At 70.2% G+C, this 24,347-nt stretch carries 21 protein-coding genes, 1 tRNA gene and 2 pseudogenes; 11 read left to right on the top strand and 13 right to left on the bottom strand.

The genetic code is table 11. From position 1 onward, the window contains the following. The first annotated feature begins 6 nt into the window (after window positions 1-6). The gene (locus ACZ63F_RS09120; protein WP_469709841.1) at window positions 7-1,413 is read left to right on the top strand and encodes an NAD(P)/FAD-dependent oxidoreductase; all 1,407 of its coding nucleotides are present in this window, start codon (window positions 7-9) and stop codon (window positions 1,411-1,413) included. Between the two features lie 21 nt (window positions 1,414-1,434). Here the strand turns inward: ACZ63F_RS09120 and ACZ63F_RS09125 are convergent. After that, window positions 1,435-1,508, bottom strand: a tRNA-Thr gene (locus tag ACZ63F_RS09125). Window positions 1,509-1,738: 230 nt separating this feature from the next. On the opposite strand from ACZ63F_RS09125, the gene ACZ63F_RS09130 reads away from it, so the two are divergent. The 3 genes from ACZ63F_RS09130 (at window position 1,739) to ACZ63F_RS09140 (ending at window position 4,430) form a co-directional block, all read left to right on the top strand. After that, on the top strand, window positions 1,739-2,875 hold the full coding sequence (locus tag ACZ63F_RS09130; RefSeq protein ID WP_352360787.1) for an ABC transporter ATP-binding protein: 1,137 nt from the start codon (window positions 1,739-1,741) through the stop codon (window positions 2,873-2,875). Window positions 2,876-3,150: 275 nt separating this feature from the next. Next, on the top strand, window positions 3,151-3,612 hold the full coding sequence (locus ACZ63F_RS09135) for a hypothetical protein (RefSeq protein WP_469709842.1): 462 nt from the start codon (window positions 3,151-3,153) through the stop codon (window positions 3,610-3,612). A gap of 86 nt (window positions 3,613-3,698) precedes the next feature. Then, the gene (locus ACZ63F_RS09140; RefSeq protein WP_352360791.1) at window positions 3,699-4,430 is read left to right on the top strand and encodes a nucleotidyltransferase family protein; all 732 of its coding nucleotides are present in this window, start codon (window positions 3,699-3,701) and stop codon (window positions 4,428-4,430) included. Between the two features lie 311 nt (window positions 4,431-4,741). On the opposite strand, the gene ACZ63F_RS09145 is transcribed toward ACZ63F_RS09140, so the two are convergent. The 6 genes from ACZ63F_RS09145 to ACZ63F_RS09170 all read right to left on the bottom strand — a co-directional run bounded on the left by ACZ63F_RS09145 (window position 4,742) and on the right by ACZ63F_RS09170 (window position 11,051). Next, window positions 4,742-6,427 carry a DoxX family protein gene (locus tag ACZ63F_RS09145; RefSeq protein WP_469709843.1) on the bottom strand — a complete coding sequence of 562 codons (1,686 nt, stop codon included), beginning with the start codon at window positions 6,425-6,427 and terminating at the stop codon, window positions 4,742-4,744. A gap of 117 nt (window positions 6,428-6,544) precedes the next feature. After that, a complete protein-coding gene (gene rlmB / locus ACZ63F_RS09150) occupies window positions 6,545-7,486 on the bottom strand; it encodes a 23S rRNA (guanosine(2251)-2'-O)-methyltransferase RlmB (protein ID WP_469709844.1) in 942 nt (313 codons plus the stop codon). A 99-nt stretch (window positions 7,487-7,585) separates the two neighbouring features. After that, window positions 7,586-8,983 (bottom strand): cysteine--tRNA ligase, encoded by a 1,398-nt coding sequence (gene cysS, locus ACZ63F_RS09155; protein WP_469709845.1) that lies wholly within the window; start codon window positions 8,981-8,983, stop codon window positions 7,586-7,588. An 89-nt stretch (window positions 8,984-9,072) separates the two neighbouring features. Next, window positions 9,073-9,564 carry a 2-C-methyl-D-erythritol 2,4-cyclodiphosphate synthase gene (ispF, locus tag ACZ63F_RS09160; RefSeq protein WP_469709846.1) on the bottom strand — a complete coding sequence of 164 codons (492 nt, stop codon included), beginning with the start codon at window positions 9,562-9,564 and terminating at the stop codon, window positions 9,073-9,075. Next, complete coding sequence (gene ispD / locus ACZ63F_RS09165) at window positions 9,554-10,318, bottom strand: 2-C-methyl-D-erythritol 4-phosphate cytidylyltransferase (RefSeq protein WP_469709847.1); 765 nt, start codon at window positions 10,316-10,318, stop codon at window positions 9,554-9,556. The genes ispF and ispD overlap by 11 nt, the downstream gene beginning before the upstream one ends. A 250-nt stretch (window positions 10,319-10,568) precedes the next feature. Beyond that, complete coding sequence (locus tag ACZ63F_RS09170) at window positions 10,569-11,051, bottom strand: CarD family transcriptional regulator (RefSeq protein ID WP_003953493.1); 483 nt, start codon at window positions 11,049-11,051, stop codon at window positions 10,569-10,571. 638 nt (window positions 11,052-11,689) lie between these two features. Here ACZ63F_RS09170 and ACZ63F_RS09175 point away from each other — a divergent pair. Beyond that, window positions 11,690-12,373 carry a copper chaperone PCu(A)C gene (locus ACZ63F_RS09175; RefSeq protein ID WP_469709848.1) on the top strand — a complete coding sequence of 228 codons (684 nt, stop codon included), beginning with the start codon at window positions 11,690-11,692 and terminating at the stop codon, window positions 12,371-12,373. 347 nt (window positions 12,374-12,720) lie between these two features. Here ACZ63F_RS09175 and phoP read toward each other — a convergent pair whose 3' ends face one another. Then, window positions 12,721-13,392 (bottom strand): two-component system response regulator PhoP, encoded by a 672-nt coding sequence (gene phoP / locus ACZ63F_RS09180; RefSeq protein WP_018568744.1) that lies wholly within the window; start codon window positions 13,390-13,392, stop codon window positions 12,721-12,723. Window positions 13,393-13,397: 5 nt separating this feature from the next. Beyond that, a complete protein-coding gene (phoR, locus tag ACZ63F_RS09185) occupies window positions 13,398-14,654 on the bottom strand; it encodes a two-component system sensor histidine kinase PhoR (RefSeq protein WP_382720882.1) in 1,257 nt (418 codons plus the stop codon). 222 nt (window positions 14,655-14,876) lie between these two features. Here phoR and phoU point away from each other — a divergent pair, with 222 nt between their 5' ends. The 3 genes from phoU (at window position 14,877) to ACZ63F_RS09200 (ending at window position 16,246) form a co-directional block, all read left to right on the top strand. Next, window positions 14,877-15,566 (top strand): phosphate signaling complex protein PhoU, encoded by a 690-nt coding sequence (gene phoU / locus ACZ63F_RS09190; protein ID WP_469709849.1) that lies wholly within the window; start codon window positions 14,877-14,879, stop codon window positions 15,564-15,566. 140 nt (window positions 15,567-15,706) lie between these two features. Further along, window positions 15,707-15,862, top strand: a complete 156-nt coding sequence (locus tag ACZ63F_RS09195; RefSeq protein WP_361300005.1) for a hypothetical protein — start codon at window positions 15,707-15,709, stop codon at window positions 15,860-15,862. A gap of 135 nt (window positions 15,863-15,997) precedes the next feature. Further along, window positions 15,998-16,246: an SCO4226 family nickel-binding protein gene (locus tag ACZ63F_RS09200; protein WP_352360807.1), complete on the top strand. Its 249-nt coding sequence runs from the start codon at window positions 15,998-16,000 to the stop codon at window positions 16,244-16,246. A gap of 130 nt (window positions 16,247-16,376) precedes the next feature. Here the strand turns inward: ACZ63F_RS09200 and ACZ63F_RS09205 are convergent, their stop codons facing one another. Then, complete coding sequence (locus ACZ63F_RS09205; RefSeq protein WP_469709850.1) at window positions 16,377-17,348, bottom strand: alpha/beta fold hydrolase; 972 nt, start codon at window positions 17,346-17,348, stop codon at window positions 16,377-16,379. 661 nt (window positions 17,349-18,009) lie between these two features. On the opposite strand from ACZ63F_RS09205, the pseudogene snpA reads away from it, so the two are divergent. Beyond that, a pseudogene (snpA, locus tag ACZ63F_RS09210) lies at window positions 18,010-18,660 on the top strand (snapalysin); the annotation flags it as partial. A 219-nt stretch (window positions 18,661-18,879) separates the two neighbouring features. On the opposite strand, the gene ACZ63F_RS09215 reads toward snpA, so the two are convergent. Beyond that, entirely contained in the window at window positions 18,880-20,040 is a 1,161-nt protein-coding gene (locus ACZ63F_RS09215; RefSeq protein ID WP_469709851.1) for a CapA family protein, read from the bottom strand. A gap of 205 nt (window positions 20,041-20,245) precedes the next feature. Further along, window positions 20,246-22,006, bottom strand: a complete 1,761-nt coding sequence (locus ACZ63F_RS09220) for a hypothetical protein (protein WP_469709852.1) — start codon at window positions 22,004-22,006, stop codon at window positions 20,246-20,248. 323 nt (window positions 22,007-22,329) lie between these two features. On the opposite strand from ACZ63F_RS09220, the pseudogene ACZ63F_RS09225 reads away from it, so the two are divergent. Both ACZ63F_RS09225 and ACZ63F_RS09230 read left to right on the top strand, forming a co-directional pair. After that, a pseudogene (locus ACZ63F_RS09225) lies at window positions 22,330-22,707 on the top strand (tyrosine-type recombinase/integrase); the annotation flags it as partial. Window positions 22,708-22,956: 249 nt separating this feature from the next. Beyond that, window positions 22,957-23,346, top strand: coding sequence for a hypothetical protein (locus tag ACZ63F_RS09230; protein WP_469709853.1), 390 nt, complete (start codon window positions 22,957-22,959; stop codon window positions 23,344-23,346). A 100-nt stretch (window positions 23,347-23,446) separates the two neighbouring features. Here the strand turns inward: ACZ63F_RS09230 and ACZ63F_RS09235 are convergent, their stop codons facing one another. Beyond that, window positions 23,447-24,208, bottom strand: coding sequence for a phosphoglyceromutase (locus ACZ63F_RS09235; RefSeq protein WP_469709854.1), 762 nt, complete (start codon window positions 24,206-24,208; stop codon window positions 23,447-23,449). Window positions 24,209-24,347 lie beyond the last annotated feature (139 nt).

Here is a 24,347-nt window from a genome sequence, read left to right on the forward strand (position 1 = left end):
CAGGTCATGAGCAGATCGGCGAGCGGTGTCGTCAACGGCGGCATCTCCTTCTGGTACGCGGACGACGGCCTCCCGGCGGTGCGGGAGCCGCTCGCCGGTGACGCCTCGGCGGACGTCGTGATCGTGGGCGGCGGGTACACCGGTCTGTGGACCGCGTACTACCTGAAGAAGGCCGCGCCCTTCCTCCGGGTCACCGTCCTGGAGCAGAAGTTCTGCGGCTACGGCGCCTCCGGCCGCAACGGCGGCTGGCTCTACAACGGCATCGCCGGCCGCGACCGGTACGCCGCGCTGCACGGCCACGAGGCCGCCGTACGCCTGCAGAAGGCCATGAACGAGACCGTCGACGAGGTGGTGGCGGTCGCCGCCGCCGAGGGCATCGACGCCGACCTGCACAAGGGCGGGGTGCTGGAGGTCGCCACCACCCCGGCCCAGCTGGCCCGCCTGAAGGCCTTCCACGAGCACGAGCTGTCGTACGGCGAGAAGGACCGCGAGCTGTACGGCGCCGGGGAGACCCGGGAGCGGATCCGCGTCGCCGACGCGGTGGGCGGCACCTGGACCCCGCACGGCGCCCGCCTCCACCCGGTGAAGCTGGTGAAGGGCCTGGCGGCGGCCGTGGCAGCACTCGGCGTCGACATCTACGAGTCCACCCCGGTCACCGAGATCCGCCCCCAGCACGCCGTCACGCCCTACGGCACGGTCCGCGCCTCCTACGTCCTGCGCTGCACCGAGGGCTTCACCGCGAACCTCAAGGGCCAGAAGCGCACCTGGCTGCCCATGAACTCCTCGATGATCGCCACCGAGCCGCTGACGGCGGAGCAGTGGGCGTCGGTGGGCTGGGAGGGCCGGGAGACCCTGGGCGACATGGCGCACGCCTACATGTACGCGCAGCGCACGGCCGACGGTCGGATCGCGCTCGGCGGGCGCGGGGTGCCGTACCGCTTCGGCTCGCGGACGGACAACGACGGCCGCACGCAGGAGGCGACGGTCGAGGCGCTGCGCGAGATCCTCGTGCGGTTCTTCCCGTCCCTGGCCGGGGTCGCGGTCGAGCACGCCTGGTCCGGGGTGCTCGGGGTGCCGCGGGACTGGTGCGCGACCGTCACCCTGGACCGCTCGACGGGGCTCGGCTGGGCGGGTGGCTACGTCGGCTCCGGGGTCGCCACCACCAACCTGGCCGCCCGCACCCTCCGCGACCTCGTCCAGCTCGACTCCGGCCAGGCCGGCCGCACCGCCCTGACCGAGCTGCCGTGGGTGGACCACAAGGTCCGCAAGTGGGAGCCGGAGCCCTTCCGCTGGCTCGGCGTCCAGGGCATGTACGCCACCTACCGCGCCGCCGACCAGCGCGAACGCCTCCACCCCAGCACGGAGTCGTCACGGCTGGCCCGGGTCGCGGACCGAGTGGCGGGACGGCACTGAGGCCACCGCGGGAGGGAACGGAGCCCCCTGTCGGATTCGAACCGACGACCTTCGCTTTACAAGAGCGGCGCTCTGACCAGCTGAGCTAAGGAGGCGTGCGCGCACCCGGGGGTGCGTGCCAGTGCAGTGTACCCAGGTCCCGGGCGGGGCCTGTCGAAAATTTCCGCGAAGTTCACAGGGCTCCAGGTACTGACATACAGGGTGAACGCCAGGTACCGTCCTGATCCGGTTCACTCGCGTGGACTACCCGAGTGGACTACACCAACCACCTTCCTACAACGGATCGTCCGGCACGTTCCTGCCGGTAGAAGGGGGCCTCTGAGCCATGGCCACTGTCACGTTCGACAAGGCGACCCGGATCTACCCGGGCTCCACCAAGCCCGCCGTCGACGGCCTCGACATCGCGATCGAGGACGGAGAGTTCCTCGTCCTGGTCGGCCCGTCGGGTTGCGGCAAGTCCACCTCCCTGCGGATGCTCGCGGGCCTGGAGGACGTCAACGGCGGTTCCATCCGCATCGGTGACCGGGACGTCACGCACCTGCCGCCCAAGGACCGGGACATCGCCATGGTGTTCCAGAACTACGCGCTCTACCCGCACATGACGGTCGCCGACAACATGGGCTTCGCGCTCAAGATCGCCGGCGTCAACAAGGCGGAGATCCGGCAGAAGGTCGAGGAGGCCGCGAAGATCCTCGACCTCACCGAGTACCTGGACCGCAAGCCGAAGGCCCTCTCCGGTGGTCAGCGCCAGCGTGTCGCGATGGGCCGCGCGATCGTGCGTGAGCCGCAGGTCTTCCTCATGGACGAGCCGCTGTCCAACCTGGACGCCAAGCTCCGCGTCTCGACCCGTACCCAGATCGCGTCGCTCCAGCGCCGCCTCGGCATCACCACCGTCTACGTCACCCACGACCAGGTCGAGGCCATGACGATGGGCGACCGGGTCGCGGTCCTCAAGGACGGTCTGCTCCAGCAGGTCGACTCGCCGCGCAACATGTACGACCGCCCGGCCAACCTCTTCGTCGCCGGCTTCATCGGCTCCCCCGCCATGAACCTGGTCGAGGTCCCGATCACCGACGGCGGCGTGAAGTTCGGCAACAGCGTCGTCCCGGTCAACCGCGAGGCGCTCAAGGCCGCCGCCGACAAGGGTGACCGCACCGTCACCGTCGGCGTCCGCCCCGAGCACTTCGACGTCGTCGAGCACAACGGCGAGGCCGCCTCCGCCCTGTCCAAGGACACCGAGGACGCCCCGGCCGGTCTCGCGGTCTCCGTGAACGTCGTCGAGGAGCTCGGCGCCGACGGCTACGTCTACGGCAGCGCCAAGGTCGGCGACGACCTCAAGGACCTGGTCGTCCGCGTCAGCGGCCGCGCGGTCCCGGAGAAGGGCGCCACGCTGCACGTCGTGCCGCGGCCGGGCGAGACCCACGTGTTCTCGACGTCCACGGGTGAGCGTCTCTCCGACTGACCGATCGAGCGAGCGAGCCGATCGAGCGACTCGATCGAGCGATCCGGCCGGTCGATCAAGCAGAGAAACCTCTGACCAGGGTGAATTCACCCAGGTTGACGGAAAGGGCCCCGCGACCTGCTGCGGGGCCCTTTCCGTTGCCCCGATCTACCCCCGCAAGCGGGTGGTTTTCGAGCAGCGTGCGTCAACCCCGTACCCGAAACACGGTCCTTCTCCGTCCCCCGAACCGGTGACTAAATGTCGCCAAATCATTACCGCACGCTACCCTCACACGCGTGAAGCACTCCACCATCCTTCAGACGCGACGCGGCCACCGGGGCGGCCCTGCCCGCCGGATCGGCCGCACCCTCGCCCTTGTCCTGCCCGTCGTCCTGGTGCTCTCCGGGACCCTCGCGGTCACCCGCGTCAACTGGACCGGGTCCCCGCGGAGCTCGGTGCTCACCGCGACCGACGTGACCGACGCGCACGTCTCCTCCAAGGCCGTCACCCAGGCCCCGCAGGACGCGCTGCGCGAGCAGCTGATGACCGAGCTCCAGGACAAGAACCCGGGCCAGGTCCTCACGCACCTCCAGCAGGCGGTCAACGGCCACCCGTCGCTGGCGAAGCACTGCACGTCCATCGCCCGCGCGCTGGGCCGGGCCGCGGTGCGGATGTACGGCGCCTCGCGCGCCCAGTCGTACGCCCGCCCGGTCTGCGACACGTCCTTCGCGTCGGGCGTACTGGCCGCGCACAGCTGAACGCCGGTTCGGAAGCAGGTAACGGCTCCTTAAGGGGGGTGCCTGCCGCGTGCAGCCGCCCCCGGGGCGCGTCGTACAGTTCGGGCATGACCCATCCGAACGCCGCGTTGCGCCCCACCCAAGCCGTGGTCCTGGCCGGTGGCCAGGGCTCCCGGCTTCGTCCGTACACCGACGACCGGCCCAAGCCGATGGTCGAGATCCCGGGTACGGGCACGCCGATCATCGGCCACCAGCTGGCCTGGCTCGCCGAGGAGGGCGTCACCGACGTGGTGGTCTCCTGCGGCCATCTCGCCGAGGTCCTCCAGAAGTGGCTGGCGTCGGCGGACCTGCCGCTCTCGGTCACCACGGTGGTGGAGACCGAGCCGCTGGGCCGGGGCGGCGGCCTCAGGTACGCGGCCGCGCACCTTCCTCACCCCGACCGGCCCTGGTACGCCACGAACGGCGACATCTGGACGCGGTTCTCGCTGCGCGACATGGCCGACTTCCACACGGAGCGGGACGCGGTGGCGACACTGGCGCTGGCCCGCCCGCGGATTCCGTGGGGCGCCGTGAAGACCGACGGCTTCGGTCACATCACGGACTTCATCGAGGCACCGCCGTCGACGTTCGAGATCAACGCCGGTGTCTACGTCTTCTCTCCCGAGTTCGCCGCGATGCTGCCGGAGCGGGGGGACCACGAACGCACCACGTTCCCGCACCTGGCACGGAGCCGGCAGCTGGCCGGGTTCCCGATTCCGCAGGGGGCGTACTGGCGGGCGATCGACACGGCGAAGGACCTGACGGAGGCCGCAAAGGAACTGGCCTCGCTGGGGCGGTAGCCGAAGAGGGGGGTACGGCCGACGATTCGTCGACCGCGACTCCGCGGGGCCCTTCGCACAGTTCCCCGCGCCCCTCCAAGGGGGTACGACCGGCAGTTCGTCGACTGCCCGTGCGCGGGGGCTCTTCGCGCTGTTCCCTGCGCCCCTCAAGGGGCGCTGCCGAAGCGGTCCTTAGGGGCGCGGGGAACTGCGCGGTCGGCCACGGCGGTGGTGCGGACGGCAGACGGCGGACGGCACCCCCCTCGGCGCTCCGTCGGTACGCCGCAGCCCCGCGCCTCTGGAGCGCGGGGCTGCGTCAGTGTGAGCGGATGTCAGCCGAGGAGGCCGCCCACCAGGCCGGGCTGGCCGGAGGAGGAGGCGCCGCCGGAGGTTCCGGAGCCGGTGCCGGTGCCGCCGCCGCTGGTGGAGGCGCCGCCGGTCGCGGTGCCGCCCGAGGTGGGCCCCGCGGTGGTCGGCGCGGGCGCGGTGTGCCGGGGCGGGGCCTGGCCCGTCGTGCCCTGGGTCTCGCTGGGCGTCGTGGTGGTGGCGCCGCTCGTGGTGCGGTCGGCGCCCGGTGTGGTGGCCGCCTGCGAAGGGCTCGCCGTGGCGCCCCCGGAGGGGGCCGTGGAGGCCGACGGAGTCTTCCGGTGGGGCTTGACCGACTCACCGGGGAGCGGGGAGCCGGGGAGGTTGTTGCGCGGCGCCTCGCCGGGGCCGGGGACGACCACGCGGCTGGAGTCGCGGACCGCACCGCCCAGGAGCGAGCCGACGAGGAGGGTGAGGCCGATGGTGATGGCCGTGATCAGGGCGCCGCGGCGCAGTACGTAGGCGCGCAGATCCCAGATGTCGGAGTGCGGGCCGAGCCGCCGCCAGGCACTGCCCGCGAGGCGGCCGTCCACGGAGTAGACGGGGGCGCCCGCGATGATCAGCGGGGACCAGGCGGCGAGGTAGATGATGTCGGGGGCGTCGTAGGCCGGGACGGTCTTCCAGCTGACGGTGACGATGAGCGCGGCGGAGAGCAGCGCGCCGACGACCGCGGCGACCCGCTGCCAGCAGCCCAGGACGGTCAGGACGCCGACGATCACCTGGAAGAAGGCGATGACGAGGCCGGAGCCGACCGGGTGCTGGAGGGCGAACTGGCGCAGCGGCTCGGCGACCTCCCACGGGTGCAGCGTGTTGAGCCAGGTGACCATGGAGCCGCGTTTGCCGCCGTCGAAGTAGACGGGGTCGCAGAGCTTGCCCATGCCGGCGTAGATGGAGATGAAGCCGAGGAAGATGCGCAGGGGGAGGAGGACCACGCCCAGGTTCATCCGGCGGCCGGGGTAGTAGGCGTGCCGGGCCGGGTCGCCTTCGCCGGCCCGCCGGGCCGACCGCGGTTCGTCGAAGTCCTCGAACTCGTCGTCGCCGTAGGGCTCTTCGCCGTAGGACTGTTCGTCGTAGGCAGGGTCGCCGTAGGCCGGTTCGTCGTAGGCGCTGCCCACCGCCGGCAGGTCCGGGAGCAGCCGCCTCTCGCCGGACGCGGGGGAGCGCGGATGACCGACCAGCGGGGTCTCGACGGTCTGGTCCAGCGCGTCGTAGTCGTCGTCGACGCGCGGGATGACCCGGGTCGCGCCCGCCGGTTCGGCGGGTTCCTCACCGTGCCGGACGCTGCCGCCCCGGACGGCCTGGAGCAGCCGGTGGGCGCCGGTGTCGTCGGGCGCGGACCTGCCGCTCCAGACGACCGGGCGGCGCCGGCCGGGCGCCGCCCCCGCTCTGCCCGCCGTGCCCACGACCGGGATGCGCGCGGTGTCCTCGGTGGCGCTCAGGTGCCGTGCGACCCGGGGGGATTGGGTACGCCGTGTCGATACGCCCAGCTGCACGCGGAAACTCGCGTGGTTGACGATGACCTGCGCCGGATCGCTCGGCACCTTCACCATGCTCAGCGCGGGAGCGTCGTCGAGCCCGGAATCGAATCCGGAGCGGAATCCCGACGAGCGGTCCCCCGTGGGCGTGCGGGGTGTTCTGGTGTCCACACTCATCTAACCGAGTGACGTGGAGTTAGGACACTGCTTTGACCGGCCGGATGTGTCCGGACCCCGTCAAGGATGTCCTGGACGCCGGAATTAACCCGCACAGGTGAGGTTACGGACGTTTGTTCACCCGCGTCGGCGCGCCGCCTCGTACAGCACGATCCCCGCCGCCACGCCCGCGTTGAGCGACTCGGCGCCGCCCGGCATCGGGATCCGGACCCGGAAGTCGCAGGTTTCGCCGACCAGTCGGGACAGGCCCTTGCCCTCGCTGCCGACGACGATGACGACCGGCCCGCCGAGGGCCTCCAGGTCGCCGATCTCGTGCTCGCCGTCCGCGGCGAGGCCGACGACCACGATGCCGGCCTTCTTGTACGACTCCAGGGCCCGGGTCAGGTTGGTGGCGCGGGCGACGGGCGTCCGGGCCGCCGTACCGGCCGACGTCTTCCAGGCACCGGCGGTCATGCCGGCCGCGCGGCGCTCGGGGACGACCACGCCGTGGCCGCCGAAGGCGGAGACCGAGCGGACGACGGCACCCAGGTTGCGCGGGTCGGTGACCCCGTCCAGGGCGACGATCAGCGGGTCCTCGCCCTCGTCGTAGGCCGCCTCGGCCAGGTCCTCGGGGTGCGCGTACTCGTACGGCGGGACCTGGAGGACCAGGCCCTGGTGGTTGAGGCCGTTGGTCATGCGGTCCAGCTCGGGGCGCGGTGCCTCCATGAGGTTGATGCCGCCGCGCTCGGCCGCGAGCTGCAGGGCCTCGCGGACCCGCTCGTCGTTGTCGATGAACTGCTGGACGTAGAGGGTGGAGGCCGGGACGCCCTCGCGCAGCGCCTCGACCACCGGGTTGCGGCCGACGACCATCTCGGACGTGCCCCTGCCGCCCCGGCCGCGCGCCACCGGACGGCGCTGGGCCTGCTTGGCCTTGGCCGTGGCGATGCGGTTCTTCTTGTGTCCCTTGCGCATCTCGGCGGGCGGGGTCGGTCCCTTGCCCTCCAGGCCCCGGCGCCGCTGGCCGCCACTGCCGATCTGCGCGCCCTTCTTGCCGGACATGCGGCGGTTGTTGGCTGCCATGAGTTACCCGTCTCCGTGAGCTTCGTGTCGTACGTACGTCTTATGCAGTGTGCCGCCCGGGGGGCCGGGCGGCACAGTTGATCTTCAGATCCGGGGCGGCTAGGACTTGAGGGTCCAGCGCGGGCCGGACGGGCTGTCCTCGATCGCGAGGCCGGACTGGTTCAGCTGGTCGCGGATGGCGTCGGCGGTCGCCCAGTCCTTGCGGCCGCGGGCGGACTCGCGCTGGTCGAGGACGAGCCGGACGAGCGCGTCGACGACCCCGTGCAGGTCCTCGCCCTGCTCGGCACCGCCGGACCAGTGCGCATCCAGCGGGTCGAGACCGAGGACGCCGAGCATGGCGCGGACCTCGGCGAGGCGGGCGACGGCCGCCTCCTTGTCGTCGGCGGCGAGGGCGGAGTTGCCCTGCCGGACGGTGGTGTGCACGACCGCGAGGGCCTGCGGGACGCCCAGGTCGTCGTCCATCGCCTCGGCGAACGCCGGCGGCACCTCGGCCGAGGGCTCGACGGCTCCCCCGGCCAGCTCCACCACGCGCTGCATGAACCCCTCGATCCGCGCGAACGCCGACTCGGCCTCGCGCAGCGACTCCTCGCTGTACTCGATCATCGAGCGGTAGTGTGGGGTGCCGAGGTAGTAGCGCAGCACGATCGGGCGCCAGTGCTTGACCATCTCCGAGACGAGCACCGAGTTCCCGAGGGACTTCGACATCTTCTCGCCGCTCATGGTGACCCAGGCGTTGTGCACCCAGTAGCGCGCGAAGTCGTCGCCGTAGGCCTTGGCCTGGGCGATCTCGTTCTCGTGGTGCGGGAAGATCAGGTCGAGGCCGCCGCCGTGGATGTCGAAGGCCGCGCCGAGATACTTGTGGGCCATCGCCGAGCACTCCAGGTGCCAGCCGGGCCGGCCGCGCCCCCACGGCGTCTCCCAGCTGGGCTCGCCCGGCTTGACGGCCTTCCACAGGGCGAAGTCACGCTGGTCCCGCTTGCCGGTCTCGCCCTCGCCCTCGGGCTGGCGGAGGTTGTCCAGCTCCTGGTTGGAGAGCTGCAGGTAGTCCGGGTAGGAGCGCACGTCGAAGTAGACGTTGCCGTCGGCCTCGTAGGCGTGACCCCGCTCGATCAGCCCGCGCATCATCTCGATCATCTCCGGCACGTGCCCGGTCGCGCGGGGCTCGTACGTCGGCGGGAGGCAACCGAGCGCGGTGTAGCCGTCGTTGAACGCGCGCTCGTTCTCGTAGCCGATCGCCCACCAGGGGCGGCCCTGGTCGGCGGACTTGGCGATGATCTTGTCGTCGATGTCCGTGACGTTCCTGATGAACGTCACGTCGTAGCCGCGGTATGCGAACCAGCGGCGCATGATGTCGAAGTTCAGGCCGGAGCGGATGTGCCCGATGTGGGGCGCCGCCTGCACGGTGGCACCACAGAGGTAGATCGAGACACAGCCCGCGGTGAGCGGGGTGAAGTCACGGATCTGCCGGGCGTTGGTGTCGTACAGGCGAATAGTCACGGGACCTAGGGTAGTGGGCCGAGGGTAGTGGATGGCACCGGTATGTGGAGGCGCCGCGGTGGTGTGCGCCCCTCGGGCGGGACCGCCGGTCACCCCTGTTTGACGACCAGCGCCGTCGCGACGGCCATCAGGCCCTCTCCCCTGCCCGGGAACCCGAGACCGTCCGTCGTGGCCCCCGAGACCGCGACCGGGGCGCCCGCCGCCTCCGAAAGGATCTTCTCGGCCTCGTCCCTCCGCCTGCCGATCTTCGGGCGTGGTCCTACGACCTGTACGGCGACGTTCCCGATGGTGAAACCGGCGGCCCTGACGATGCGGGCCGCCTCCGTCAACAGCGTCACCCCGGACGCGCCCGACCACTGGGGGCGCCCGGTGCCGAAGTGCTGCCCCAGATCGCCGAGGCCCGCGGCGGAGAACAGCGCGTTGCACGCCGCGTGGGCGACGACGTCCGCGTCGGAGTGGCCGGCCAGGCCGGGGCCCTCGCCCTCCCACTTCAGGCCGGCGCACCACAGGTCGCGGCCCTCCTCGAAGGCGTGGATGTCGGTGCCGATGCCCACCCGGGGGAGGATCACCTCAGAAGCCATCGTTGAGCCTCCTGCGGGCCAGGACCGCCTCCGCGAGGACCAGGTCGAGGGGGCGGGTGACCTTGAAGGCCTCCTCGTGGCCGGGGACGACCACGACCCGTTCGCCGAGCCGCTCGACCATGCCGGCGTCGTCGGTGACGTTCTCGGTGACCGTCTCGTGGGCGCGGACCAGGGTCCGGCGGTCGAAGCCCTGGGGGGTCTGGACGGCGCGCAGGCGGGCCCGCTCGGGGGTGGCGAGCACCGGCTCGGGGTCCCCCGGGACGGCGGCCGGCTCGACCTCCTTGACCGTGTCGGCGAGCGGGAGCGCGGGGACGACCGCGGGGGCGCCGTCGCGGACCGCCTGGATCACGGCGTCGACCGTGTCGACGGGGACGAGGGGGCGGGCGGCGTCGTGGACCAGGACGATGTCGTAGTCCGGGGGCAGCGCGTCCAGGCCGAGCCGGACCGACTCCTGGCGGGACTCGCCGCCTGGCACGACGAGGAAGTCGGTGCGGTCGGGCAGCGCGTGGGCGTCGAGGAGGGACTTGGCCTCGGGCGCGCCGTCGGGCGGGGCCACGACGACGACCAGGGAGACGGCGCGGGAGGCGGCGAGGGCGCGTACGGCGTGGATGAGCATGGGCGTGCCGTTCAGCGCGCGCAGCGCCTTGGGGGCGCCCGGACCGAGCCGTACGCCTCGGCCGGCGGCGGGAATCACGGCTGCCGTGCGCAGTGCGGTACGCGGTTCCGTACGCGAAGGACGCGAATCGTCAGACATCGGTTCCTGTCAGGTTTGTGTGCGGGCCTGGCGTGGGTATGGCCTGGGAAGTGCCGGGCGCGACGCCTTGACCGGACCCTTCCGTGACACTGGTCGAGCCAGCAGCCCGGGCCCGGCACGCCTAGTATCGGGGGTTCCCCGAGGGCGTACGCAAACATGCCGCAGCGCCCGGCGACAGCAAAGTGTCATCGGGCACCGCGGCATATCGGGTGTGCGGAGCTTCAGCGTGTCGAGCCGGACAGCGTCTGCGTCAGGACGCGAGGACCTCGTCGAGCAGGGCCTCGGCCTTGTCCTCGTTCGTGTTCTCCGCGAGGGCGAGCTCGCTCACCAGGATCTGGCGAGCCTTGGCGAGCATGCGCTTCTCACCGGCGGAGAGTCCGCGCTCGCGCTCACGACGCCACAGGTCACGCACGACTTCCGCGACCTTGATGACATCGCCGGAGGCGAGCTTCTCCAGGTTTGCCTTGTATCGACGGGACCAGTTCGTGGGCTCCTCGGCGTACGGCGCGCGCAGCACCTCGAAGACCCGGTCCAGCCCGTCCTGACCGACCACATCACGCACGCCGACGAACTCCGCATTGTCCGCTGGCACACGTACCGTCAGGTCACCCTGGGCGACCTTCAGCACCAAGTAGGTCTTGTCCACGCCTTTGATCTGGCGAGTTTCGATGGCCTCGATCAGCGCGGCCCCGTGATGGGGATAGACCACGGTGTCGCCAACCTTGAACGTCATGTGACAGGTACCCCTTCCGTGGCTATCCAGGGTAACACGGAAACCGGCGGTTCTGAATGGCGTTTTCGCAGGTCAGGGCATATCTCGGGGCTTGACAACAGCAACAGGAACGTGCTGCGCAGGCTGTCCGGAAGCAGGTATTCGCAGGTGGGAGCGGCTCTCCGGGCGGGGAGAAACGCCCACGTTACACACGTGGGGACACCTTCCCGAGTGGCGGAACATCCACATATGTCCGGTTCCAAGCGTGCGACTTCCGCTACTCCGTTCGGTTGTCGGCGCCGGATCCCGGACGTTTCCGGAATTGATCACGGGTACGGCCGAACGCCCGACTGAACGGTACGTGAAGCCGCACCTGAAGCAGTAGGTGATCAATTCTCCCGGTGGTCGCGCATTCCTTCACGGAAATTTTGCGCGTGGTGTTGCGGACGGGTTATGTGAATGCCGGACGAGGGTCGCTCCAAAGTGACCGGAGGGGCACGTGCGGATGCCCGCGCGTACCCCCTGCCCGAGGGAAGCGAGGGGCTTGGGGAGGGTCGGGTGCGGCCTCACGGGAACGGCTCGGTAACCTAAGGCCGCTGACAGACACTTAGGGCGGCTTTATAGGGGGCCGCCCGTGCGTTCAAGGAGTTGCCGCCGCCGTGAGCAGCAGCCTTCGACGCGGCGCCCTCGCCGCCTCCGCCATCGCCTTCTCCGTCGCCGCGCTCTCCGCCTGCGGCGCGGGCAACAACTCCCAGACGCTGGAGATCAAGCCGGACAACGCGGCCACGAGTGTCGGCGACATCAAGGTCCAGAACGCGACCGTGATCACCCAGCCCGACCTCACGTCGACCGGGCCGGCCGTGGTCTCCGCGACCATCTTCAACACCGGCACCGAGCCGGAGACGCTGCAGTCGATCATCGTCGCCGGCACCGGCAAGACCGCCGAGCTGCACGCCACCAAGACCCAGCCGCTGACCATCCCGGTCGGTGGCCGGCTGATCCTGGGCGGCAAGGACAACGCCTCCGCGGTGCTGGGCAGCAGCCGCGAGGCGGTCCAGGACGGCAACGCCCAGAAGATCACCTTCACCTTCAGCAAGACGGGTGACGTGAGCCTGCGCGCCTTCGTCGTGCCGGCCGAGAGCTTCTTCACCGGCTGGGGCCCGAGCGCGGTGCCGTCCGCCTCCGCCTCGGCGTCCGCCTCCTCGTCGGCCTCGGCCTCCGGCTCCGGCTCCCCGGCCGCGGGCTCGGCGGCGAGCGAGAGCGCCAAGGCGGGCAAGAAGAACAAGGAGTCCGCGAGCGCCACCCCGAGCGACTCGGCCTCGGCGTCGACGAACGCGGGCTGAGCCGCCACCCCAAAACCAAAAAAGGGCGGCACCCCAAAGGATGCCGCCCTTCAACGCCGACGAGAACGCTCCGCAGCCCGGGTACGCCCCGTAAGGGGCGCGGGGAACTGCGCGGCCCGCCCCCACCGGCCCGCAGATCCGGCACCACGGATGGGACGGGCAGCGAGCCACGGACCCAGCGCGCATCGCCGCTGACGAAAACGCTCCGCGGCCGGAGTACGCCCCGCAAGGGGCGCGGGGAACTGCGCGGCCCGCCCCCACCGGCCCGCAGATCCGGCTCTGCAAATGGGACGGGTGGGGTGGGCGACGGGTTCGGCTCGAACGTCGCCCCGGCGCGAGGCCGGTTTTTACGGCTCGAACTTGTAGCCGAGACCACGCACCGTCACCAGGTAGCGCGGGGCGCCCGGGTCCGGCTCGATCTTGGCGCGAAGGCGCTTGACGTGGACGTCGAGGGTCTTGGTGTCACCGACGTAGTCGGCGCCCCAGACGCGGTCGATGAGCTGCATGCGGGTGAGGACGCGGCCGGCGTTGCGCAGGAGCATCTCCAGGAGGTCGAACTCCTTGAGGGGGAGGTCGACCTTGGAGCCGGAGACCGTCACGACGTGGCGGTCGACGTCCATGCGGACCGGGCCCGCCTCCAGGGCGGCCGGGGTGACCTCCTCCGGCTCGCCGCGGCGGCGCAGGACGGCCCGGATACGGGCGACCAGCTCGCGGGAGGAGAAGGGCTTGGTGACGTAGTCATCGGCTCCTATTTCGAGACCGACGACCTTGTCGATCTCGCTGTCCTTGGCCGTCACCATGATGACGGGGACGTTGGAGCGGCCGCGCAGCTGGCGGCAGACCTCGGTGCCCGGCAGGCCGGGCAGCATCAGGTCGAGGAGGACGAGGTCGGCGCCGTTGCGCTCGAACTCGTCGAGTCCGTCGGGGCCCGTGGCCGCCACAGCGACCTCGAAGCCCTCCTTGCGGAGCATGTACGACAGGGCGTCGGAGAAGGACTCCTCGTCCTCGACGACGAGCACTCGGGTCACGGAAGGACCTCCGGGGCGGGAAGCGGTTCGTACGGGGATGACTCGGTGGTACCGGCCTCGTCCTCGAGGTCGGGGTCGGGGTGCTGCGATGCGCGATCGCGGGCCACGCCCGCCTCCGGCAGCCTGAGGGTGAAAGTGGAGCCCTGGCCTTCGGCGCTCCACACCGTGACCTCCCCGCCGTGCGAGGCGACCACGTGCTTGACGATGGCGAGGCCGAGGCCGGTGCCACCGGTGGCCCGTGAGCGGGCCGGGTCGACGCGGTAGAAGCGCTCGAAGATGCGCTCCTTGTCCTTGTCGGTGATGCCGATGCCCTGGTCGGTCACGGCAAGCTCGATCATGTCGCCGCCGGTCGCGTTGATCCGGCGGGCGGCTATCCCGACCCGGGTGCGGGCCGGCGAGTAGTTCACGGCGTTCTCGACCAGGTTGCCGAGGGCCGCGGCGAGCTGGCCGCGGTTGCCCCAGACGTGCAGGTCGGCGGTGCCGCCGGCGGCCATGGTGATCTGCTTGGTGCCGGCCTGGTGCCGGCACCGGTCGATCGCCTCGGCGACCAGCTCGTCGACCCGGACGGGCTCGGCGTCCTCCAGCGGGTCGTCGTTCTGCACTCTCGACAGGTCGATGAGCTCCTGGACCAGGTTGGTCAGGCGCGTGGCCTCGATCTGCATGCGACCGGCGAAGCGCTGCACGGCCTCCGGGTCGTCCGAGGCGTCCATGACGGCCTCGGAGAGCAGGGAGAGCGCGCCGACCGGGGTCTTCAGCTCGTGGCTGACGTTCGCCACGAAGTCCCGCCGTACCGCCTCGATGCGGCGGGCCTCGGTGAGGTCCTCGACGAGGAGCAGCACGAGCCGGGAGCCGAGGGGTGCCACCCGCGCGGAGACGGCCAGGGCCTCGCCCCGTCCGGTCCCCCGCCTGGGGAGATCCAGCTCGACCTGTCGTATCTCGCCGTCCCGCCGGGTGTCGCGGGCCATGCCGAGCATGGGCTCGATGGCGAGTTTGCCACCGCGCACGAGTCCGAGGGCGTACGCCGCCGAGCTCGCCTTGACAACCGTGTCGGCCTCGTCGAGGACGACCGCGGACGAGCGCAGCACGCTCAGTACGGTGTCCACGCCCGGGGGCAGTACGGGGTCGGTGTGCAGAGAAGTCCTGGTCGGCCGCTTCTGGTCGCGTTCGCTCCAGCGGAACGCCAGCATGGCGATGACACCGGTGAGCACCCCGGCGATCGCTGCCGCTGCGGCGACCGCCGCGTTCACGTCCATGCAAACAGGTTAAGCAGGGGGTACGACATCCCCACAGCCCGCGAGGTGTCAGCTCGAACACTCGTCGCCCAGAGTTCACCTTGGAGCCAGTATTGGTTCATTTGGGGTGGCAGAAACGGACGCGTAGGGACCGGAACGTGGGAGCGTGGGGTTCGCAGCTGGTTTCGGCCACGGGCCCCGGCCCCCGAAACCCCTGGACCACGCATACGAGAGGTAACCCTGATGCGGGACGCGTACCACGAGGAACTCGATTCGATCGGCGACAGCCTGGTCGACATGGCCCGCCTGGTCGGGTCGGCGATCGGACGCGCCACGACGGCGATCCTCGACGGCGACCTCAAGCTCGCCGAGAGCGTCATCGAGGCCGACCAGAAGGTGGACGAGCTCCACCACGACCTGGAGGCGCGCGCGATAGCCCTGCTCGCCCGCCAGCAGCCGGTGGCGACGGACCTTCGGATAGTCGTCACCTCGCTCCGCATGTCCGCCGACCTGGAGCGCTCCGGCGACCTCGCCCAGCACGTCGCGAAGCTGGCCCGGCTGCGCTACCCGGCGAACGCCATCCCTCACGACCTGCACGCCACCATCCTCGAGATGGGCCAGCTCGCGCAGCGCCTGATGGCCAAGGCCGCCGAGGTGATCATCACCAAGGACGTCGACCTGGCCCTCCAGCTGGAGCAGGACGACGACGAGATGGACCTGCTGCACCGCACGATCTTCCAGCACCTGCTGGACGACCGCTGGAAGCACGGCATCGAGACCGCCGTCGACGTGACGCTCCTCGGCCGCTACTACGAGCGGTACGCCGACCACGCGGTCGCCGTCGCCAAGCGCGTCGTCTTCCTGGTCACCGGCGAGCACGCGGACGAGCTGCAGCCCGACATCCACCCGGTGACGGGCGCCGAGGGGGCGTGACCCGCCGGGCGTGCAGGGGCTCGCGGGGTGCGGCTCAGGCGTACGGGCGCCACTGTGCGCCGTTGATGCGCCCAGTGAAATGGGCATGGAATGGGCAAGGCCCTACCTCTAGGGCATCTAGGGACCTCTAGGAGGGATCCATGGCCGAATCCCCCAGCACCACGCCCGACCCCACGCAGCAGCACGAGACCGACCAGCCCGTCGAGATCAAGAACCTCCTGGTCATCGGCGCCTGCGGGTGCGGCTCGGGCTGCGGCTGCGGCTGCCAGTCGGGCAGCCCCTGCCAGTGCGGCTGAGCGGACCCGTCAGCACACGTCAGTACAGCGAAGGGCCCCGGACTCCGGTCCGGGGCCCTTCGCATGCCACGCCGCGGTGACGGGCGCAGCATGGTGGTGAGACGGGGGACGGACAAGGCGAAGGAGGCGGCAGCCATGCCGCACTACATGGACGTCCACCACGGGATGAAGGGCATCACCGCCGACCAGCTGAAGGAGGCCCACGAGGCCGACCTCGCCGTCGAGAAGGAGGAGGGCGTGCACTTCGAGCGCGCCTGGGCCGACCCCGCCTCCGGCAAGGTCTACTGCCTCTCCGAGGCGCCCTCGGCCGAGGCGGTCAAGCGCGTCCACGAACGCACGGGCCATCCGGCGGACGAGATCCACCCGGTGCCGCTGTCACTCTGACGAAGCCCTTCAGGCCGTGAAGCCCACCAGCTGACGAAGCCCTTCAGGCCATGAAGCCCACCAGCTGACGAAGCTCTCCAGGCTGAGGAAGCCCTTCAGGCTGACGAGCTCTTCAGGCCGATGAGGCCTTTCAGACGGAGGGCAGCGCGGCGAGCCAGTCGACGAGCAGCCGGTTGACCTCGTCGGGCCGCTCCTGCTGGATCCAGTGCCCGCAGCCGTCGAGGATGTGGGCGGAGACCAGGCCGGGGAGGGTCACCGGGTACGCCTCGATGGCGTCGGCCAGCCAGGTCGTGGAGGCGTCGAGGCCGCCGCCGACGAACAGGGACGGCTGGGTGATCGGGGCGCCGTCGTAGGCGGCGAGGTCCTCCCAGTCGCGGTCCATGTTCCGGTACCGGTTGAGCGCCCCGGTCAGTCCGGTGCGCTCGAACTCCCCGGCGTAGACGTCGAGATCCCGCTCACCCAGCCACCCGGGCAGCCGTCCGGCGGGGAACCGCTCCCGGAGCGTGCCCCCTTTGCCGACGAAGTGCGGGTCGGGGGCGCCGGGTCCGGGCATGGTGTCGCCGGACAGGGCACCGTAGAAGCCCGCGAGCCAGCCCCGTACATCGGGTTCGATCTCGGCCTCGGCGCGCCCGGGCTCCTGGAAGTACGAGACGTAGAACTCCTCGTCCCCGCCACTCATCCCCGCGAAGACGTCACTGGGCCGCGGCCCGCCGCGCGGGGTGTACGGGACGCTCAGCAGCGCCACGGCCCGGAACACCTCGGGCCTCAGCAGCGCGGAGTTCGCGGCGACGGCAGCGCCCCAGTCGTGCCCCACGACCACCGCCGACTCCTCGCCGAGGGACCGCACGACCTCGGCGTTGTCCGCCACGAGTTCGGTCATCCGGTACGCGTCCGGCGCGACCGGCCCGGACGAACGCCCGTACCCGCGCACGTCGACGGCGACCGCCCGGTACCCGGCCGCGGCGAGCGCCGGCAGCTGATGCCGCCAGGAGTACCAGCACTCGAGGAAACCGTGCACGAGCAGTACGAGGGGGCCCTCCCCCTGCTCGACGAGATGGATCCGCCGTCCGTCCGCGACGACCGACCGATGCCGCGCTGCCATATATGCCCTCCTCGACTTGCCTGCTTTGCTTGCCGTGCGCCCCACTTGCGCTGCTCGCGTTGTTTGTCCTGCTTGCCCTTCTTGCCCTGCTTGCCCTTCGGGACCGTTGCCGATCGACCGCCGACCCTCCGCCGATCATGCGAAACCTCATGCCGGAGGGCCGAGCCCGTTTGCCGGTTCGGCAAATCGCGACCCGGCGTCCGCTCCCGGTGCCACCAAGGGGGCGACGGGGAGCGAAAGGGACGGAAGCTCACGTTCTATGACGTCCATCACAGCCGTCCGCCGACCTACCGGCATGCTTAGTAGATCCGACGTGGCGGACATCTGAGTATTTGTCCGTCTTGGGACGTATGTGGACCCCGACGATTTTCCCGGAATTCCGCCCGGCCGACAGTCGCGCCCATTCCCTTGTGCCGCAGGCTTTCTGACGTCGTGACAGCTTGCCCCTCCGCAGCCGCATGCCGACCGGAGCTCCGTGAGCCGCCCCGGCGGGGTCCCAGGACCTACGAGGCGACGTAGTTGTGGGGGCCCTTTGCGCTCCCTGTCAGGCCGTTCTAAGAATTCGACCCACAGGACGTCGCCGCAGTTCGGAACCGGTGTTCACGCAACGTCGACCTCGCACCGGACGCTCGGCGTCACCGAGTGAGTAGGAGCCCCCCACATGAAGTCGTCCCGAACGTCCGCGAGACTCCTCGCCCTCGGCCTGGGCCTGGCCTCCGGCGCGCTGGGCACGGCGGTGCCGGCGAGTGCGCAAGCGTCCGCCGCCCCGTCCGCCTCCCGCTCCGCCGCCACCGGTTCCTCCGTGGCGCGGTACGACGGGACGGGCGAGGAGGCCGCCGGCAACAAGGCGTTCTTCGAGGCCGTGGTCAAGTCGGTCGCCGCGAAGCGGGCGGCACAGTCCGGCGCGAAGGCGGTGACCATCTACTACAACGACTCCCAGGCACCGAGCTTCCGTTCGCAGATAGCGAGCGCGGCCGCGATCTGGAACAGCTCCGAGTCGGACGTCAAGCTCCAGGAGTCTTCTTCGAGCGGCGCCGACTTCTCCTACCGCGAGGGCAACGACTCGCGCGGGTCCTACGCCTCGACCAACGGCCACGGAAGCGGCTACATCTTCATCGACTACTCCCAGGCCCGGCAGTACGACTCGGTCCGTGTCGTCGCCCACGAGACGGGGCACGTGCTGGGTCTGCAGGACGACTACAGCGGGCCGTGCAGTGAGCTGATGTCGGGCGGCGGCCCCGGCCCGTCCTGCACCAACCGCTACCCGAACGCCACCGAGCGCTCGCGTGTCGAGCAGCTGTGGGCCGGCGGAGGCGGGCAGCAGGCCACGGGCGGCACGGCGAACCAGCCCGGCACCTCGGTGAACGTCACACCCCAGATGCCCCAGACACCCCAGATGCCGCAGACACCCCAGTCACCTCAGATGCCTCAGATGCCGCAGATACCGCAGATACCGGGCCAGGTCCGGGGAGGCCCGCTCATGGGCATCCTCTGGGGCTGACCGCGTTCTCCGGTGCGCGTAGCCGGCCGGCTACGGGCGCCGGATCGTGCCGTCCGCCGAGATCCGGGCGGCGTGCGGGCCGAAGTCCTCCTCCGACATGGTGGAGACGAGGTCGATCGCATCGCCGCCCGGTTCCGGCGTACCGGGCGCCACGATCAGGGTCGGGCGCAGCCGCCCGGACAGGTAGGTGCCGTCGGCGCCGAGGGTGACCTGCAGCACTCCGCTGGTCGAGAGGGTGCCGCCGAGGCCGAGCACCTTGTAGCCGGAGAAGTTGCCCAGGCTGTAGGCGATCAGGCGCCCCCTGTAGAACTCCATTCCCCGCATCACGTGCGGGCCGCTGCCCACCACGAGGTCGGCGCCGGCGTCGATCACCGCGCGGCTGAAGCGGTAGCTGTCACCGCGGTCCTCGCCGAGGAAGTACTCGGTGCCGGGTTCCACGTGGGTGCGGTCCGAGCCCTCCGCGCCGGCGTGCATGACGACGATCACGATGTCCGCCATCGCCGCGGCGCGGGCGGTGAGTTGGCGTGCCGCGGGGATGTCCGTGAGGTCGTTCGCCCCCCGGTCGGGAGCGAACCCGAGCACCGCGACCCTGATGCCCCGTACCCGCTGCACGGTGATCTGGCCCAGACGGCCGGTGAACGGCAGGTTCGCGGAGCGCAGCGCGGCGAACGTCTGGCGCCGCCCCTCCGCCCCGAAGTCGTCGATGTGGTTGTTCGCCGTGTTCAGGACCGTGAACCCGGCCTCCTTGAGCAGGCCGCCGTAGGACGGCGGGGCGTGGAACGCGAAGCAGTTCGGTCCTTCGATGTGGTCGCACTTGCTGTCACCGCCGGTGGTGAGCGTCCCCTCCAGGTTCCCGAGCACCACATCGCCGGTGAGCAGGTCGTCGACGGGGTCGAAGAACGAGGCGCCGTCGTCCGGCGGCAGGTCGTCCGGCAGCGAGCCCATGACGATGTCTCCCACGGCGGAGATCCGCACGTTCCCGACCGGACGCGGCGGTGCCGCTGCCCCGGCCGGCGCCGCCGCCCTGGTCGCCCGCAGGGAGATCCGGTCACCGCCGCCGGAGTCCGCGCCCGCGCCCCCGGCGCGGAACGCGAACGCCGCACCGGCCACCACACCGCTCCCGACCAGCCCGACGAGGAACAACCGCCACGCACGCCGCCGCCCGGAGCGCCGCCCAACGAACCTGATCATTCGCTCATATTACGAACCGCACACCATTCCTCCACGGAGGGTCACCACCTGGCGTGTTCCCCCGGCCCAGCCCACCAAGAAGCCCCCCACTTGCCGGAGAGCAGCAGGTCGGGGGCTCGTCGGCGTCGGCTTTCCTCTTCTTGCCCTGGGTCCTCTCGGGGATCTTGATGACCTCAGTTTCCCTGCTCAGCCCAGGCGGACGCTCTCACTGCCTGACGGTGAAGTACTGCCAAGTCCCCCATGTGCTGAGGTTGCCGGTGTCCTTGTTGCTGTGGACATACTCGGCCCGTACCCGGAACTTGCTGTTGACCGTCATGGTCAGGCTCAGTGTCGCGTTGGCCGTGCTTTTGGTGTTGAGCGTGCGGCATGAGGAAGTGCTTTGCGTGTGCCAGGTGCCGCCGTAGTACCGCTGAGTTTGGAACTGCACGCACTGGCCTGCCTTGTCGGGGGCGACCGTGGCGTTCAATGTGGCCTTGGCGGTGTGGTGGTAGACCCGGTACAGAACACTGCCGTAGTGGGTGCTCCCGTAGTAGCCGCTCAGTGACTCGGACACCCGCGCGTAGCTGGACGCGGTCCTGGCGGCCGCGGCCGGGGCATAGCGGTCGTCTCCGGCGAATGCTGCGGTGAACGTGGTCTTACGGGTGATCTTGTAGCTCGTGGCAAGGTTGCCGTGGCTGTCCACCGTGCCGGTCTTGAGCAGCGTCTTCTTGCCACCGTAGGGCTGGGCGTAGATCGCGAGGGTCCGGCCGTTGTAGGTCGTGCCGAGGTGGGCGGTGACCTTGGCGGTCGCGCCGTACGAGTACGACGTGGCGTTGGTGGTCATGGACACCGCAGTGGCCCTGCGGGAGACCTGGACGGTCGTAGATGCGGCGACGGTCTGGTGGGTGGAGTCACCCGGGTAGGTCACGGTGTAGGTGTTGGCTCCCCCGGTCTGCGGGACATCGGTGATGCGGAAGGTGCCGTCGGCGGCGAGCAGCGCATCTGGAAGTGCCACGCCCGCGGGGTGGGCCAGGTCGCTCTTGACCACGTGGACTGCCTCACCAGAGGGGTACGGAGCTGCCGACAGCTGGCCGGACACGGTCAGTTGGACCGCCCGGGCCGCTGTCGCCGGGGCGGTGAGGTCGATTGAGGTGGGGTTCGGCGGCGGGAGCTGCCACGGAACGGTGAACGTGTACGCCGCCGGCGACTGAGACGCGTTCCCGGCCGCATCAACGCCGACGACGTAGAGGGTGTGAATTCCCCAGGGCAGGGCGGCCGTCACGCTGCCCTTGCCCTGTGCGTCCGCCGGAACCCTGGCGGCTTCTGTGCCGGGCTCCTGGTCCCACGCGTACTCGAAGTGATCCAAGCCGCTGGACTGGCAGTCCGGAGCTCCCGCCTGCGTGCATCCGGCGGGCAGGGGGTCGCCGCTGGAGCTGAAGCTGAAGGTGGAGGGCTGCCCGGCAGCCTTGGTGGGCGTCCCCGGGCCGCCTACCGGGGGGAAGTCCGGGTTGGTGACGACCGGCGTGACGGGCGGGCTTGCATCCATCCTGAAGTAGCAGGGCTCGGTCGCCTCCGAGTACGCAGTCCCGTTGTACGTCGACGCGTCCCAGGCGTAGGTGTGCCCGTCCGCCAACGGCAGGGGGACGTAGACGGATTGGTAGCTCGCCGGCGTCCCGTCGGCTGACCCGTCCGCCGCCTGTGAACCGTCCACGTCCCACGCGTGGACGACTCCCTGATTGGTCACCCCGTTGACCGTGGACCGCGGTATGCCTATGGAGACGGTCATGCCCTCGGAGGTGCGGGCGGATGGGCCACGCCAGGCCGGGCTGCCCTCGCTGCCGCAGTCCGTGCCTGTTGGCACGGTGGGAGTCGGCAGTGCCGGGTCGATGGGGGTCCCGTCGGCGACCGCTGCCGCCGGGAGCGCTGCCGCGAACGCGCCGGCCAGGAGCAACGGGAGCCAGCCGCGTCTGTGCGCGGTTCGATTCACAGGTGTCTTCTTTCCGGGGCGGGCCCGTCCGCGTGGAGTGCTTGTGCTTGCCACGGGGTCAGCGCGTGCATCCAGAAGTGCGCGCGGCGTATTCCAGAACGGCATGCGTCCGACCGGCGCGCCCGGCCACCTTCCCCCGATGCTGCGGCATGGAGCCGCAGAGCGCGCCGAGCTTAGCGCCGCCTGGGACGGCCCCGATTCTCCTTGATCAACTTTTTGCTCTCGTCAGTCCACAGCGACGGCCGCGAGGAGATCGATCTCCGGCCACGACCTTCAGCTGTGTACGACACATGGCGTCAGGGCGTCCGGGTCAGACTTCCGCCCCTCCGGTGACCAAGCAGCTGATCCTCACCGGGCCACGTGGCGGGCACGTCTGGCGTACGTCGCTCAACGAGGAGGTGTGGAAGCGGGCGCTGGCCTCGGCCGGCGTGATCCCCGAGCGGACGCCGGGCCACTCGTACGCCGAGTCACGCGAGAACGGCATGCACGCCCTCCGCCACTTCTACGCCTCGGTCCTCCTGGACGCCGGAGAGAACATCAAGGCCCTCGCCGAGTACCTAGGCCACTCGGACCCCGGCCTGACTCTTCGCGTGTACGCGCACCTCATGCCGTCAAGCCAGGAACGGACCCGGAAGGCGATCGCCAGCCCGCAAAGTAAACAGGGAAGCCGTAAAGCCGTTAGCGTAACATCCAACCCGTAATACCAAACCGGTAATGTCGAACCGATAACGCCGAACCGGTAATGCCGTAAAGCTGATCCAGTAAAGCTAGCCGGTAAGGCCTAACAACTAATCGGACTCCTCTCCCTTACGAGAAGCAGGGGTCCTTAGTTGGCGTGCAACAACATCCGCGGCCTGGAGGCTTAGACGGCCGAGGTTACGCAGGACGGCACCGCACACCGAGGCGGCACAGGGCGACACGAGGCTACTCCTGGAAAGACTGGAGAGTCTTTGAAAGATTCCAAGAATATTGGAACCCTCCAGCCGTCCACGACGCACACGAACAAGGCGGCTCTTAGCTGTGCGTTTGTCTGGCGCGTGATGACTATGGGAAAGTTTCCGCGGCATGCGAATGCCGCCCTTGGGCGGGCGGCATTCGTCTCCCTTGCCGCGCCCCAGAAAACACCTTGCGAAGTGAACCGAGCACAGCTGGAGGGCTTCATGGTCCCACGCGTCGGCGTAACCGTCGACATCCACCTTCGTGATCGACCGATCGCGCTCATCGGCACGGCGGGCGGGACACTTGCCCTCTGGGCCAACGTTCCCGCCGGGATCGCCATCCCCACGGCCGCGCTGATCGTCCTCGACGTCCGCATCCAACACTGGCGTCGACGCACCTGACGGCCCGATCAAGCGCCTGACGGCCCACAGACGGCCCCAGGCCACCAAAAAGCCCCTCACCCGCAGAGAAGCAGCAGGTGAGGGGCTTGTTCGTGCAGGCTTACTTCTTCTTGCCCTGGTTCTTGACCGCCTCGATGGCCGCTGCTGCCGCGTCCGGGTCGAGGTAGTGGCCGCCTGGGGTCACGGGCTTGAAGTCGGCGTCGAGTTCGTAGGCGAGGGGGATGCCCGTGGGGATGTTGAGGCCGGCGATGTCGGCGTCGGAGATGCCGTCGAGGTGCTTGACCAGGGCGCGCAGGCTGTTGCCGTGGGCGGCGACGAGGACCGTGCGGCCTGCCAGGAGGTCGGGGACGATGCCGTCGTACCAGTAGGGCAGCATGCGGACGACGACGTCCTTGAGGCACTCCGTGCGGGGGCGCAGCTCCGGGGGGATGGAGGCGTAGCGCGGGTCGGAGGCCTGGGAGAACTCCGAGTCGTCCGGGAGCGGCGGGGGCGGGGTGTCGTACGAGCGGCGCCAGAGCATGAACTGCTCCTCGCCGAACTCGGCCAGCGTCGCCGCCTTGTCCTTGCCCTGGAGGGCGCCGTAGTGGCGCTCGTTCAGGCGCCAGCTGCGGTGGACCGGGATCCAGTGGCGGTCGGCGGCCTCCAGCGCGAGCTGGGCGGTGCGGATCGCCCGCTTCTGGAGGGACGTGTGGACCACGTCGGGGAGCAGGTCGGCGTCCTTGAGGAGTTCACCGCCGCGGACTGCCTCCTTCTCGCCCTTCTCGTTGAGGTTGACGTCCACCCAGCCGGTGAACAGGTTCTTCGCGTTCCACTCGCTCTCGCCGTGGCGGAGGAGGATCAGCTTGTACGGTGCGTCGGCCATGGGACAGAGCGTAATCCACGTATTCGGGGCGGCGGGCGGGCGGCCGGGGGACGTCCCAGGGGGCGGACAGTTGACTGCATTTGTTAATTGACTGGCTCAGCCGAGCGGTCGGTAAGTAAGTTCCAGTAGCGGTCTGTGG

The sequence above is a fragment of the Streptomyces sp. NPDC104761 genome, assembly GCF_055583445.1.

Coding starts and splice junctions, on each gene's coding strand:
- ACZ63F_RS09120 (WP_469709841.1), top strand. CDS start 7: ATGAGCAGATCGGCGAGCGGTGTCGTCAACGGCGGCATCTCCTTCTGG.
- ACZ63F_RS09130 (WP_352360787.1), top strand. CDS start 1,739: ATGGCCACTGTCACGTTCGACAAGGCGACCCGGATCTACCCGGGCTCC.
- ACZ63F_RS09140 (WP_352360791.1), top strand. CDS start 3,699: ATGACCCATCCGAACGCCGCGTTGCGCCCCACCCAAGCCGTGGTCCTG.
- ACZ63F_RS09145 (WP_469709843.1), bottom strand. CDS start 6,427: ATGAGTGTGGACACCAGAACACCCCGCACGCCCACGGGGGACCGCTCG.
- rlmB (WP_469709844.1), bottom strand. CDS start 7,486: ATGGCAGCCAACAACCGCCGCATGTCCGGCAAGAAGGGCGCGCAGATC.
- ispF (WP_469709846.1), bottom strand. CDS start 9,564: ATGGCTTCTGAGGTGATCCTCCCCCGGGTGGGCATCGGCACCGACATC.
- ispD (WP_469709847.1), bottom strand. CDS start 10,318: ATGTCTGACGATTCGCGTCCTTCGCGTACGGAACCGCGTACCGCACTG.
- ACZ63F_RS09170 (WP_003953493.1), bottom strand. CDS start 11,051: ATGACGTTCAAGGTTGGCGACACCGTGGTCTATCCCCATCACGGGGCC.
- phoR (WP_382720882.1), bottom strand. CDS start 14,654: ATGGACGTGAACGCGGCGGTCGCCGCAGCGGCAGCGATCGCCGGGGTG.
- phoU (WP_469709849.1), top strand. CDS start 14,877: ATGCGGGACGCGTACCACGAGGAACTCGATTCGATCGGCGACAGCCTG.
- ACZ63F_RS09195 (WP_361300005.1), top strand. CDS start 15,707: ATGGCCGAATCCCCCAGCACCACGCCCGACCCCACGCAGCAGCACGAG.
- ACZ63F_RS09200 (WP_352360807.1), top strand. CDS start 15,998: ATGCCGCACTACATGGACGTCCACCACGGGATGAAGGGCATCACCGCC.
- ACZ63F_RS09205 (WP_469709850.1), bottom strand. CDS start 17,348: ATGGCAGCGCGGCATCGGTCGGTCGTCGCGGACGGACGGCGGATCCAT.
- ACZ63F_RS09215 (WP_469709851.1), bottom strand. CDS start 20,040: ATGATCAGGTTCGTTGGGCGGCGCTCCGGGCGGCGGCGTGCGTGGCGG.
- ACZ63F_RS09235 (WP_469709854.1), bottom strand. CDS start 24,208: ATGGCCGACGCACCGTACAAGCTGATCCTCCTCCGCCACGGCGAGAGC.